The 13,438-nt window shown below is 35.5% G+C and carries 14 protein-coding genes; 3 read left to right on the top strand and 11 right to left on the bottom strand.

What is annotated here, in order from left to right; genetic code table 11:
* Window positions 1-42: 42 nt before the first annotated feature.
* Together CS063_RS07540 and CS063_RS07535 are read right to left on the bottom strand one after the other, a co-directional pair.
* Window positions 43-537: a methylglyoxal synthase gene (locus tag CS063_RS07540; RefSeq protein ID WP_099449082.1), complete on the bottom strand. Its 495-nt coding sequence runs from the start codon at window positions 535-537 to the stop codon at window positions 43-45.
* 53 nt (window positions 538-590) lie between these two features.
* Entirely contained in the window at window positions 591-3,092 is a 2,502-nt protein-coding gene (locus tag CS063_RS07535) for an ATP-dependent helicase (protein ID WP_099449081.1), read from the bottom strand.
* 123 nt (window positions 3,093-3,215) lie between these two features.
* Here CS063_RS07535 and CS063_RS07530 point away from each other — a divergent pair, with 123 nt between their 5' ends.
* The 3 genes from CS063_RS07530 (at window position 3,216) to CS063_RS07520 (ending at window position 6,218) form a co-directional block, all read left to right on the top strand.
* Window positions 3,216-4,385, top strand: a complete 1,170-nt coding sequence (locus CS063_RS07530; RefSeq protein WP_099449080.1) for a class I SAM-dependent methyltransferase — start codon at window positions 3,216-3,218, stop codon at window positions 4,383-4,385.
* A 17-nt stretch (window positions 4,386-4,402) separates the two neighbouring features.
* Window positions 4,403-5,428: a ribonuclease H-like domain-containing protein gene (locus CS063_RS07525; RefSeq protein ID WP_099449079.1), complete on the top strand. Its 1,026-nt coding sequence runs from the start codon at window positions 4,403-4,405 to the stop codon at window positions 5,426-5,428.
* A 76-nt stretch (window positions 5,429-5,504) separates the two neighbouring features.
* Window positions 5,505-6,218, top strand: coding sequence for a GDSL-type esterase/lipase family protein (locus CS063_RS07520; protein ID WP_099449078.1), 714 nt, complete (start codon window positions 5,505-5,507; stop codon window positions 6,216-6,218).
* 64 nt (window positions 6,219-6,282) lie between these two features.
* Here the strand turns inward: CS063_RS07520 and CS063_RS07515 are convergent, their stop codons facing one another.
* The 9 genes from CS063_RS07515 to CS063_RS07475 all read right to left on the bottom strand — a co-directional run bounded on the left by CS063_RS07515 (window position 6,283) and on the right by CS063_RS07475 (window position 13,435).
* Window positions 6,283-7,062, bottom strand: a complete 780-nt coding sequence (locus tag CS063_RS07515) for a CheR family methyltransferase (protein WP_099449077.1) — start codon at window positions 7,060-7,062, stop codon at window positions 6,283-6,285.
* Between the two features lie 11 nt (window positions 7,063-7,073).
* Window positions 7,074-7,916, bottom strand: coding sequence for a 4-hydroxy-3-methylbut-2-enyl diphosphate reductase (gene ispH, locus CS063_RS07510; protein ID WP_099449076.1), 843 nt, complete (start codon window positions 7,914-7,916; stop codon window positions 7,074-7,076).
* Between the two features lie 25 nt (window positions 7,917-7,941).
* Entirely contained in the window at window positions 7,942-8,595 is a 654-nt protein-coding gene (cmk, locus tag CS063_RS07505) for a (d)CMP kinase (protein WP_099449075.1), read from the bottom strand.
* A complete protein-coding gene (gene aroH, locus CS063_RS07500) occupies window positions 8,592-8,969 on the bottom strand; it encodes a chorismate mutase (RefSeq protein ID WP_099449074.1) in 378 nt (125 codons plus the stop codon). Before aroH ends, cmk begins: the two co-directional genes overlap by 4 nt.
* A 12-nt stretch (window positions 8,970-8,981) precedes the next feature.
* Window positions 8,982-9,917 (bottom strand): MurR/RpiR family transcriptional regulator, encoded by a 936-nt coding sequence (locus tag CS063_RS07495; RefSeq protein ID WP_330400995.1) that lies wholly within the window; start codon window positions 9,915-9,917, stop codon window positions 8,982-8,984.
* Window positions 9,918-10,030: 113 nt separating this feature from the next.
* Entirely contained in the window at window positions 10,031-11,446 is a 1,416-nt protein-coding gene (locus CS063_RS07490) for an oxaloacetate decarboxylase subunit alpha (protein WP_099449073.1), read from the bottom strand.
* 18 nt (window positions 11,447-11,464) lie between these two features.
* The gene (locus CS063_RS07485) at window positions 11,465-12,643 is read right to left on the bottom strand and encodes a sodium ion-translocating decarboxylase subunit beta (RefSeq protein ID WP_099449072.1); all 1,179 of its coding nucleotides are present in this window, start codon (window positions 12,641-12,643) and stop codon (window positions 11,465-11,467) included.
* A gap of 36 nt (window positions 12,644-12,679) precedes the next feature.
* A complete protein-coding gene (locus tag CS063_RS07480) occupies window positions 12,680-13,048 on the bottom strand; it encodes a biotin/lipoyl-containing protein (RefSeq protein WP_099449071.1) in 369 nt (122 codons plus the stop codon).
* 36 nt (window positions 13,049-13,084) lie between these two features.
* Entirely contained in the window at window positions 13,085-13,435 is a 351-nt protein-coding gene (locus CS063_RS07475; RefSeq protein WP_099449070.1) for an OadG family protein, read from the bottom strand.
* Window positions 13,436-13,438: the final 3 nt, after the last annotated feature.

Genomic DNA, 13,438 nt, shown 5'->3' with positions numbered 1-13,438 from the left:
AAAAAAATGCCTATTAGTAATAGGCAGTTTTTTATATATATTCTACATTTCTCTATTCTCATTAAAAGCTTTTGTACGTAATTTAATACGTTTTGCATAGTCAATGATTTTACGATTGTATTCTTGGTCCATAAGTGGTGATGAAATTAAAAAGTCAGCTGTAGACTGATTAGTGGCTACAGGAATATCATAAAGGGCTGCAATACGAAGTAATGCCTTTACATCTGGGTCATGAGGCTGAGAAGCTAATGGATCCCAAAAGAAAATCATAAAATCAATATTCCCTTCTACAATACGACAACCAATTTGTTGATCTCCTCCTAATGGTCCACTATTAAAAGCTGTAATAGGAAGTTCTGTTTCTGCTGCTAATAAAGTGGCTGTTGTCCCTGTTCCACACAAAAAGTGCTTTCCTAATTTCTCTTTGTTTTGTTTAACCCATGCAATAATATCTTGTTTGCGATTATCGTGGGCAATTAGCGCAATACTCTTTTGCTTTTGCATTTGGACAATCTTAAAATCCTTCTCGTCGCTCATGGCTATCCTCCCTCATTTGTCTCTTGTTGTCTTCTCTTCTATTATAAAGCTTTTTAATTCATTTGACTATATCTTTTATATTCTTTGTACTTCTCAGCTATTGTATCCACAAAATAACTACGCGGTGCTTCATTGTGATAGGTTAAAGTAAGTTTTCGCCTTGGACGTGTCATGGCTACATAAAAAAGTCTACGCTCTTCTTCTAAATGATTATCACGAATACTTTTTGCTGATGGAAAGGTTCGTTCATTACATCCTGCCACATAAACTTTATCAAATTCTAGTCCCTTTGCTTGATGAATAGTTATAATAGGAATACGATTTTTAAAATAAATTGTCTGTTCTAATTCACTATAGTGGAGAGAAGCATAGGTTAATAACTGAATATGATTATCTTTTAAGGAAAGCCCTTCTTCATAAATAGCATCTGCAATGCGATAAAGCTCTCTTAGAGCTTTCACTGCTGAACCATCATAGTAGTCTTTAAATTGACAGTCATTCATTAAATAAGCTAAAGTATCTGCTAAAGGATGACTTAAAAGATAGACCTTGACCTTATTAAGCTTCTCTTTATATTCTGTTAAATAAGGATAGTACGCTTCTATTGCTTCTAATCGCTCTCCTCTTTTTTCTTGAATCTTAAATAGTAAATGTGTTAAGATTTCACTCGTTGCCAAAATATCATACAGGGCATTGTGATTAGGTGTATATTTTGTCTTAATTAACTTTGAAAGTGTTTCTAGTTTGTAATTTTCAAGTGTTGGGTATACTTTATAGGCTAAATCTAAAGTGTCATATACCTCACTCATAGCTAAGTCAGGAAGCTTATAGCGTTCTAAGGAACTTCGAATGATTTGAAGATCATAATTCACATTATGACCAATAACCACCTTCCCTGCTATCAATTTAAGAAGTGCTTTTAAAGCTTCTTCTGGTTGCTGACCTTTTTCCTGCAGTAACTCATCAGAAAAACCATGCACATAATAAGAACTCCCTACCAGCCGTGTTGGTTTTACTAATAGATTAAGCTGCTCCTTTACCCCACCTTCTCCATAACAAATGGCGGCAATTTGAACAATTTCATCATGTGTTGTATCAAGTCCAGTTGACTCCACATCAAGGACAATTAGCTGATCATGCTTATAACCTTCCCATAAGGGCATATAAGGATCCTTACTGCTAGTATGGAACCAGTCATGAAGATACATGTAGCAGTCTTTTGTATGCTCTAGGCGCTTTAAAAGCCACTCTCCCATCCCCATGTAAGGATGTTTACAAAGTCTAGACAGGGCTTGATTATTGCGTTCATTCACTCCATAGGCAACAAAGTCTAGAATATCCTTTATTTCTTTTTTGCGAAAAAATTTAGTATCCTCAATAAGCGTACAAGGAATGCCTACATGGTTAAAATAATGAGAAATATTTTTGGCATATTCATTATTACGGGTTAAGATCGCTAAACTCCCCTGCTCTTCCTCCTCTGCTTGCTCCCTCTGAATAAGCTGAGCTAAAAGCTGAATCTCTTGACTTTTTGTGGCCGCTTCCACAACATGTATTTTATCTCCTACCTTTTCTGAAGTCGTTAAACATACACTGGGATAAAGAGCACTACTGGCAATATAGTCATTGGCTGCTTGTAGAAGTAGCTGTGTAGAACGATAGTTAATTTTTAAATGTAAAAGCACTGGTGAAAAATCCTTTTTAAAGTCTGTAATCATGGATTTTGGACTAGATCCTCGCCACTCATAGATTGTTTGATTAAAATCACCAAACAAAGCTAAGTGATTGCTTTGAGCTAACTTTTTAATGAGGTTATATTCTCTTATACTGGTATCTTGCATTTCATCTACTTGAATATAGTGGTATCGTCCTTGCCATTTCGTTTGTATCTGTTCTTGTTCTAATAGATAATGCGCTTCTACCACTAAGTCCATAAAATCTACGCAGTTAATTTCTTTTAGACGTTGTATATAACCTATGAGAAGTTCCAACCCATAACGACTTAAAAAAGAGGAGATTTTCCCTTTATTTTTTCGTTGCTCCTCCCAGTAAGCTTTTACTAAAAAACTATAAGTATAGCGTTTATCTCTCTCAAAGCCTAGGCTAAAGCGTTTTATATTTTCAATAAAACTTCGTAATTCGGGGAAATAAAAAGGTTCATCTTTTAATCCTTTTTCTTCTAACAAGTCATGAAGCACTGCATCACTGTCTACTTCATCTAAAATGGTACAAGGAAAAGAAAAATGAGACTGTTCTTTTTCTTGGCTGATTAAAGTATAGCAAAAGGCGTGAAAAGTTTTTACTGTAAGCTTTGTAATTTCTTGCGGATTCAACCTTGTAATCCTATCCCTCATTTCTTTAGCTGCTTTATTCGTAAAAGTTAAACATAATATGTTTTCAGGGGCCACACCTTGTTTCATTAAGTAGGCAGTACGTAGTGTAATAACATTCGTTTTTCCTGTTCCAGCAGGTGCCACTACTAAAAGATGGGGATTTAAGGTTGTTACTGCCTGTTTCTGCTCATTATTCAAGCGTTCAAATGCCTCTTTAAACATTATTCTCACCTCATTTCTGCACCTATTATACCATATCTTTTATTGCATCTTCGATTTTTTCATAGTAAGATAAAAAGAAGTTAAAAAGCCATTTTATATTCATTTAAGAAAGAAGAGAATACTATGACACGTTTTATCAATTTATTAGAACAAAGCCTCAAACAAGGTACTTTTATTCGTTGTATCTGGAGCAATCCTCGAAAAAGTGATGGTGCTCAAAAATTAACTGCTAAAGGACTTACCTTAAATGATCACTATAAAGTTCAATTTGCCCTTCTTCAAGATAAAAAAGAATTTCATCATAACAAAGACTTAGAAGAAGTAGCTACTTTTGTTTTAGAAAAGGGACAAGGCTTTAAGCAAATTCAGCTTTATACTTCTGAAGCAGATTATACCTTCTTAATCAATAAAAAAGGACAAGCAACCATTAAGAAGGGTCCTGCAACACAACAGTTACCTGCTTCTCTTTCTCATAATCGCCAAAAAAATTATCTTTTAGACACTCCTTCCTCTGCTCCCTTCCTAAAAGCCTTAGGTCTTATGGATCAAGGGGGTCAAATTAAACCTTCTAAATATGATAAGTATAAACAAATTAATCGTTATTTAGAAATAGTTGCTGATACTTTAACGAGCCTTCCAGAAGGGCCTTTACGTATTGTCGACTTTGGTTGTGGCAAATCCTACCTTACCTTTGCTCTTTATCATTACCTTCATATACTTTTAGGCAAAGAAGTAGAGGTTATTGGGCTCGATTTAAAGGCAGATGTCATTGCCTTTTGTCAAAAGCTCGCACAGGATCTAGGCTTTATTGGACTTAAATTCCAAGTAGGGGATATAGGTCAGTATACAACAGACCAAACCATTGATATGGTTGTTTCTCTTCATGCATGTAACACAGCTACAGATAGTGCTTTAGCCAAAGCTATTGGTTGGAAGGCAAAGGTCATCCTAGCAGTACCTTGCTGTCACCATGAAGCCTATACGCAGCTTCAAAATAAACTATTAGAACCCATACTTAAGTATGGTCTTTTAAAGGAACGTATTGCTGCCTTACTTACAGATGGCATAAGAAGTACCTTGCTTGAAACATTAGGTTATACAGTTAGTGTTTTGGAATTTATTGATATGGCACATACACCTAAAAACATTCTCATTCGCGCTACTCTTCCTCTAGACTCTTCCCTTATTCAAGATCAAATGAGTTTAGCCAACTACAACACTTTATGTCATGCACTCCATTTAAAGCCTAGCTTAGGTGAGATGCTAAATCTTCATGAAACTCCCAAAAACTAGAAAGAAAGGAGGCTTTTATGCTACTTATTGAAAAGCCTTATCCCTATCCTTTAGTTAGTATGTCCCCCTCGGAAGGACTTATTGATATTGAGACAACAGGTTTAATAGGTAGGAGGGATACGCTTATTAGCTTAGGTATAACATATAAGGAAACTACGGGTACACTTCTTTATCGTCAATGGGTAGCTGAAAAACAAAGTGAAGAAAAAGAGCTACTTCTTGCTTTTTTAGAATGGGCTAAGTCCTTTAAAACCTTTTATAGTTATAATGGTAATAGCTTTGATTGGCCTTTTATACGTGCACGTCTTATTTACCATGCTATAGAGGATACACTCCTTGAAAACTATCGTTTTTTAGATTTAAAAAAGCTTCTTAAAAAAATAAGTCCTATACGTCAAGAATTAGAAAAACTTTTAGGTTTCACCCGTCAAAGTACACTGACAGGTAAGGAGTTAGTGAAGTTATATACACTTTATGAGAAAACACATGTAGCAAATTATTTAAAACTCTTGCTTGATCATCAAAAAGATGAACTCCTAAGTTTAGGACTTCTTTATGCACTTTATCAACTGCTTTCTCATTTAGAAGAAACAACGATTAGCTCCACTGAAAAGCAAGATGACTTTATTATCCTTTTCTTAGAACTTCGTGAACAACTCATTAGCACTTTCTATATAAATAGTCCTTATTTTTATATAGAAGGTAAAAGTGGCCAAAACAGACTACTCTTACGCTTTAAGTGTCAAACACTTCTCCTTTACCACTATCTAAGCCCAGCAAAAGACTATTATTTTATTCCTAGCCAAAATCAATTAATCCATAAATCTATTGCGCAATTTATACCCGCTGAAATGAAGCAAAAGGTTAAAAAAGATGCATGTTATTTAACTAAAACCTCCTCTTTTTTACCTCTTTGTACTACCCAAAAGTGTTCTTTACCACTTTGGCAAGATCAAAAAGGACATTTTTATGTAGAGTATACGCCTGATGCTATTCTAGGTGCCTTGCTTATTAAACAAGTTTATTTTTATTTGTTTTTATAGAAATAAATTTCTCTTATGCTATAATTATATAGAATATTAAAATTTAATTCTATATAAAGAAATAGGAGACAGATAAATGATGGATTATAGTGTTCAACCCTTTTTAAAGCCCGGTATGTTTTCTGTTAATGCTTCTGCCGATTCTCGTAGAAATGAATTTGATTGTAAAAATCAAGTGATTGTTCAAAAACAAATTCCAGTAGATTTTGTTTTTATCGGTGATTCTATTACTCATATGTGGGAACTAAATGCTTACTTTAATAAACCAAATCAAATGATTTTAAATCGAGGTATTGGTGGAGACCGCACAGAGTTCTTACTTAAACGCTTTATGGCAGATGTGGTACAGCTTAAACCCAAACATTGTATTATGAAAATAGGCATCAATGATGCATGGGATTTAGAATTTGATCACTGGCAACAGCTAGAAGGCAAATCATTACAGGAAATTTTAAATGTTGCTACAAATAATTTAGAACAACTTGTAGCTCTTGCGAAAGACAATGCTACTAATCTTATTCTCTGCTCTGTGCTTCCTACCAATATGGCATGGACTAATAAAGAAGAACTACGAAAAGAGTATGTAAAACTACTCAATCAAAACATTAAAAAATTGGCTAAAGAAAATGGTTTCATTTATGTAGATTATCATACTGCCCTTGTGAAGGAAGATGGGCTTACCGTTAAGGAGTCTATCACTATAGAAGGGCTTCATCCTAACGTATTTGGCTATGATATTATGGCTAAAGTTTTACGTCAAACACTTGCTGAAAATGATATTGAAATTTAAAAATAAAAAGAGATGGTCGTTCTTATTCCTACAACGACCATCTCTTTTTTACTTCTATTGACTTTTAGCGTTTTACACCTTTTTTTTGATAGAAAAAGATTTTATAAGGCTCTAAACCATAATCCTGACACATAATAATCTGTTCTGTGCTTCCTACAAATAAAATACCATCCTCTGCCATGGCCTTATGGAAATGAAGATAGATTTCTTTTTTAGCTTCCTCCGTAAAATAAATCATTACATTACGGCAGACAATAAGATCCATATTGCTAGGATAAGGGTCTTTTAAAAGGTCATGTTGCTTAAAAGTAATACATTGCTTTAATGTATCATTTATTGTAAAAAGACCATTTTTTTCAGTAATGTATTTATCTCTAAATTCCTTAGGTATATTCGTTAAATTACGTGCTATGTATTGACCTTTCTTAGCTTTTTCTAGTACTTCTAAATCTAAATCTGTTGCTAAAATACTGATTTGATGGAGTGGTAAAAATTGAGAGAGCACCATAGCTAATGAATAAGGTTCATCACCTGTTGAACAAGCCGCACTCCAAATTTTAATCGTCCTCTTTTTTTGAAGTAAAAGTGGAAAAATCTGTTTCTCTAAGATATCCCATTGAGAAGGATTACGAAAGAACTCTGTCACATTGATTGTGAGATACGTAATAAAATCTTGTAAAGATGTTTTATTGTTTTTTAAAAGTCTTAAGTAATCCTCATAGCCTTCACACTGATTCTTTTTAATAATCGCTCCAATGCGCCTTTTCATTTGATTTTCTTTGTAGGCATTTAAATCAATAGTGGTCAAAAGGAGTATCTGTTTTTTAAAATCTTCATAATTCATCGCTTTCTCCCCTAATCATTAAGTTGTTTAAGTTTTGCAATCACTTCCTCTATGACTGAATGTGGCGTAGAGGCTCCTGCTGTAATACCAATACGCTCACAACCTTCTAAAAGGCTTTTATCTAATTCACTTGCTTCTGCAATACAGTAGCTCTTTTTACAATATATTTGACATACTTCATATAGCTTATGTGTATTTGAACTAAAGTTACTTCCTATAATCAGCATGGCATCCACCTCTTGTGCCATTTGAGCAGCTTCATCTTGTCGTTCTTTAGTGGCATTACAAATCGTATTTATAAACTTAAAATGATAGCCTTGCTCTTTGAGATAATCAACCACTTCTTGTACCACTTCTTTTTTATACGTTGTCTGAGCCACTACTAAATAGGTTCTCTCTTTTTTAGGAAGGTTTTGCATTTCACATGCCATCTTATCCTTTACAATAAAACATCCTGCCGTAGCCCAACCACTAATTCCTTGTATCTCAGGATGGTCACAATCTCCTATAATCAAAATAGCATATCCTTTTTGTGAATGCTCCTGTACGAGTTTATGAATTTTTTTGACATAAGGGCATGTAGCATCTACTATGTCAATATCTTGCTTTTTAGCTAGTTCATAAACAGTAGGTGCTACACCATGGGAACGGATAATAAGGCGCTTTAAATCCTGCCCTTCAAGAGTATCAATAGGGTTTACACCTTGCTCTTTTAATTCTGCAATCACACGGTCGTTGTGAATAATAGGTCCAAAAGTATAAGTCCCTTCTATTTGTTTACTTTCAAAAGCTAAATCCACTGCTCGTTTCACACCAAAACAGAAGCCAGCTTTTTTTGCAAGTCTAATTTCCACGCTTATCACCTCTTTTGTTTCTAGTTTATGCAAGTAAATGGAGTATATGCGTTACAATCTCATCCACGGTTTTAAAGGTTGTATCTACTTCCTTAGCATCTTCAGCCTTCTTTAAAGGTGAAATACTACGATGAGAATCTTGATAATCTCTTTCTTCTATTTCTTGTATAAGTGTTTGTAAATCAACTACCATTCCTTTTTGCTTATACTCTAAATAACGCCGTTTAGCACGTTCCTCGGAAGAAGCTGTTAAAAAAATTTTAAGAGTCGCATCCGGCATAACGACTGTCCCAATATCTCTTCCATCCATGACCAAAGACTTTTCTTCTTTCATTTGACGCTGTTGACTGACTAACGTTTTCCTTACCTCTCCATAAGTAGCTACCTTGGAAGCAGCAGCAGCTACTTCACTCGTACGAATAGCCGTACTTACATCTTGCCCATTTAAATAAATTTTTTGTCCTTCCTTGATTGCCTCTATATCTAGCTTAATATGAGGAAGTGCAGCATTTACTTCCGTTTCTTCATTATAATCTATATTCTGTCTTAAACAATAAAGACCTACTGCACGATACATGGCGCCTGTATCCACATAGATACAACCAAGCCTTTTAGCTAATTCCTTAGCAATTGTACTTTTGCCGGCCCCTGCTGGACCATCTATGGCAATTGAAATCATATTTTCTCTCCTTTGGCTAAATCCGGTCTCAAAACCTTTGCACCTTCTAAATACTGATGCTTTACTGTTTTACGTGTAAGTACTTCACTTTCTATAAGAACAGCTACACGGATACACATTGAAAGGGAATCTTCTACAGAAAGTTCTTGCATACACATAAGAGCTGCTTCTGTAATCCCTAACTCACGTGCAGCTACTGCAGGATAAACTGCATCTAAGTCTTTTGTAGCTGTAAAAAGAATCTGGATGATCTGCTTCTTGTCTATTTGATTAGCTTCTATAATGGCTTGTACCAATGTTCTTGTAGCTTCTAGCATCGCCTCACGCGTATTTGCCTTTGCTGTAATGGCTCCTCGAATGCTTATACAACGCATCATGTTCCCCCTTTAATCTACTTTTTCTGTTGTCTCTGTCAGTGGTACGTTAAAGACATCCCTTAATGAATCATCATATACCTCATATTCCTTCCAAATGTTCTCAAGTTTATCTAAATTACTTGAAATTTCATCCTTCTTTCTTAAGCTGATAGCCACAATCAAGGCATTAATAATACTCATTGGGGCCACCAATGAATCCACAAATGAAATCATTTCGCTACGCCCAACTAAAGTGTAATCTGCAAAACCAGCCACAGGTGAAATATAACTATCTGTAATAGCTATTACACTCGCCTTATGACCTCGAGCAAACTCTAGTGCTTTTAAAACACGTTTTGAATAACGTGGGAAGCTAATCCCAATCATGACATCTTCATCACTAATGCGATGAATAATCTCAAACATCTCACTAATACTTGTTGTATTTACTACCTTTACATTATCAAAAATAATATTAAGATAGAATCCTAAAAAATTAGCTAGCCCTGCGCAGCTACGAACTCCTAATATATAAATAGTCTTTGCGCTTAAAATTTTATTTACCGCTTCATTAAAAGCCTTCTCATCAATTTGTTCACGGGTATATCGAATTTTTTCTTCATCTGTTTGTAGTACGCCCTTTAGAACATGATCTAAATCAATACGGTCTGTCGTTACCTCTAAGCGCTGCATAGCTGTTAGTCTATTTTTCACTAACTCCTCTAATGCTTCCTGAAATTTAGGGTAGCCATCATAGCCTAACTCATTGGCAAAACGTACAACTGTCGACTCACTTACCCCTACAATTGTTCCTAGACGTGCGGCTGTTAAATAAACTGCTTTTTCATAGTGCTCTAAAACATAATTAGCAATCAGTCTTTGCCCCTTACTTAGTTTCGACATGTTTTTTCGAATTCTATGAATCAAATCATTTTTACTCATATTATTGCCCTTTCCAACTGACATCTTTTTTACTACTACTCATTATACACTATATCTAAGTCTTTATGCAAAATAAATCAAACAAAAGACAGTGCCTCATTTAGCACTGTCTTTTGTCTATCTTATCCTTTTATTTATTAAACTGGATAAGCTTTATTGGTTGTATCTGCTACTTGTGGATCTACCTTTGTTTTTTGAGCTTCTCTGTATTTAAAGAATTCTGTTGCTACTTGTGGGAAAAGCGCATAAGATAAAACATCTTCATCTTGCTCTTTGTACATTGCCATTTCTTGCTCTAATTTTGCAAGTTCTGGTTTAAGAAGGTCTGCTGGTCTACAAGTAATACGTTCTTCATTACCGATAATTTTCTTCACAATATCCTCTTTAATAGGTACAGGTGTGCGTCCATATTCACCTTTTACAATACCTTTTGATTCTTTAGAAATCATCTTATAACGTTCACCAGCAAGTACATTAAATACTGCCTGTGTACCAACAATCTGACTAGTAGGTGTAACAAGTGGTAAGTAACCAAAGTCTGCACGTACACGTGGAATCTCTTTTAGTACTTCATAGTATTTATCTTCTGCATTTTGTTGTTTAAGCTGTGATACAAGGTTTGAAAGCATACCACCTGGTACTTGGTAACGTAGCGTATTAATATCTACTTCAAGAACCTTTGTACTCATAAGACCACTATCAAGTGCCTCTTGACGAAGAGGTCTAAAATACTCTGTGATTTCACTTAATGCCTCTGTATCAATACCTGTATCGTATGGTGTCCCCTTAAACGTTTCAACCAATACTTCTGTAGCTGGTTGAGAAGTACCCATTGCAAGTGGAGACATGGCTGTGTCAATAATGTCACAACCTGCTTCAATAGCTTTCATATAAGTCATTGCTGCTACACCACTTGTGTAATGTGTATGAAGCTGAATGGGTAAGCTTGGTACAGCTTCTTTTAAAGCCCCTACTAATTCTGCTGCACGGTATGGCACTAAAAGACCTGCCATATCTTTGATACAAATAGAGTTAGCTCCCATTTCTTCGATTTGTTTTGCAAGCTCTACATAGTATTCAATGGTATGTACATCACTAATGGTATAAGAAATAGCTACTTGTGCATGCCCTTTTTCTTTATTAGCAGCTTTAACAGCTGTTTGTAAGTTACGCATATCATTTAATGCATCAAAAATACGAATAATATCAATACCATTTGCTATACTTTTTTGCACAAAATATTCTACTACGTCGTCTGCGTAGTGACGATATCCTAATATATTTTGGCCCCTAAAAAGCATTTGTAATTTTGTGTTCTTCGCTTGTTCTTTGATTTTACGAAGTCTTTCCCATGGATCTTCTTTTAAGAAACGAAGACATGCATCAAATGTTGCGCCTCCCCATACTTCTAAGGCATGAAAACCTACTTTATCCATTTTAGAAACAATAGGAACGATTTGTTCAGTTGTCATACGTGTTGCAATCAAAGATTGATGTGCATCACGAAGTGTTGTATCCATTATTTTAACTGGTTTTGGATTAATATTAGCCATTGCCTGTATCCTCCTTTTTTACCCAACGAGTGGTCCATAAATTGATAATAAAATACCTGCCGCAATAGCCGAACCAATAACACCTGCTACGTTAGGTCCCATTGCATGCATCAACAAGAAGTTAGTCGGACACTCTTGCTGTCCAACCTTTTGTGCAACACGTGCTGCCATAGGCACGGCGGACACACCTGCTGCTCCAATAAGTGGATTAATTTTCTTCCCACTCGTATAGTACATAATTTTCCCAAAAATAACACCACCGGCTGTCCCGATACAAAAAGCCGTTAACCCAAGGATAATGATACCAATTGTTTGCCATGTTAAGAAGGTATCTGCTTGCGTTGTCGCTCCTACTGTCAAGCCAAGCATAATCGTAATGGCAGACATTAAACCATTACTTGCTACTTCTGCTAAACGGCTTGTAGAACCTGCTTCTTTTAAGAGGTTTCCAAACATTAAAAGGCCAACAAGTGTACCTGCTGATGGTAAGATTAAAGTAACAACTATAGTAACAGCAATTGGGAATACAATTTTTTCTGTACGAGAAACCGCACGTAATTGCTCCATTTTTACCATACGTTGCTCTTTTGTCGTTAATGCTCTCATAATAGGTGGCTGGATAACAGGCACCAATGCCATATAAGAATAAGCGGCTACTGCAATAGGCCCTAAAAGCTCTGGTTTTAATTTAGAGGTTAAATAAATGGCTGTTGGTCCATCTGCCCCTCCGATAATACCAATAGAAGCGGCAGCTAAAGGATCAAACCCTAGAAGTAGAGCCCCTAAGAAGGCAAAGAAAATACCAAACTGAGCAGCTCCTCCTAAAATAAGACTTTTGGGATTTGCAATAAGTGGACCAAAGTCTGTCATCGCCCCTACTCCAACGAAAATAAGAGGTGGAAAAATCCCCCAGTCCTTACCTGCTGATAAATAATAAAGTAAACCACCTGGTTGGAAGCCTGCTTCACCCCATACACCTGTTGCATGTGCTTTAATTCCGATTTCTGGAAGGTTAACAAGCAACATCCCAAATGCAATAGGAACAAGTAATAACGGCTCAAATCCTTTTACAATTGCTAAATACAATAACAAACATGCGACACCAATCATTAGTACATAACCTAAATTTAGGTGGGCTAGTCCAGATTGATTTATAAATTCTTTAATTGATTCTACAAAGACAGTACCTAGATTCATTTTATACGTTCCTCCTTATTTTGATATGGGTTGGAACTAGTTAATCGTTGCAATAACATCGTTTGTTTCAACCATTGTTCCTACTGATGTATTAATAGATGCTATTGTCCCTGCACAAGGTGCAACAACTTCATTTTCCATCTTCATTGCTTCGAGTACAGCTACTACATCACCTTCTTTAACAGCTTGACCACTACTTACTTTGATATCTACAATTTTACCTGGCATAGGGGCTGCTACTTTTGTTGCACCTGTTGGTACTGCTGCTGGTGCCGCTTGAGGCGCTGCCTTTGGAGCAGCTGGCGTAGCTACTTCTGTGCGTGCTACTGGTGTAAAGCTTCCTCCTACTTCTTCTACTTCTACATCATATACATTACCATTTACGGTTACTTGAAATTTTTTCATTTTAATAGCCTCCTCATGTTTTATGATTCTTATGGATTAAAGTGTTTTTCTTTCAACTTTTCTTAAAGAACGTACTTGTAATTTATCAGAAGTAGTTCCTAAACTTGCAGCAATAGCTGCTGTAATAACTGCTACTAATTCAAGGTCATCTTGCAAAACAGTTGGTTCTGGAGTGCTTACACTAGATACTGAAGTAGCCTCTGTTAAAGCCTCTGATGTTTTCTTTTTCTTACCTATATTTTCAATACTATTAACAGCCTTACTAATAAGCATCATAATAAAGATAAGCAAAATAAGGGTAACAAATACAACAAATACACCAATTAAGAAAGTATTTAAGCCTTCTACAAAGTTACTGACGTTTTGACCAAAATCACTAAAGTTCATTTT

Origin of the sequence: Sporanaerobium hydrogeniformans, assembly GCF_002735925.1 — a bacterium.
Taxonomy (GTDB): Bacteria; Bacillota; Clostridia; order Lachnospirales; family Cellulosilyticaceae; genus Sporanaerobium; species Sporanaerobium hydrogeniformans.
Note: the sequence above shows the minus strand (reverse complement) of the source record. Positions and strands in the feature narration are given on the sequence as shown.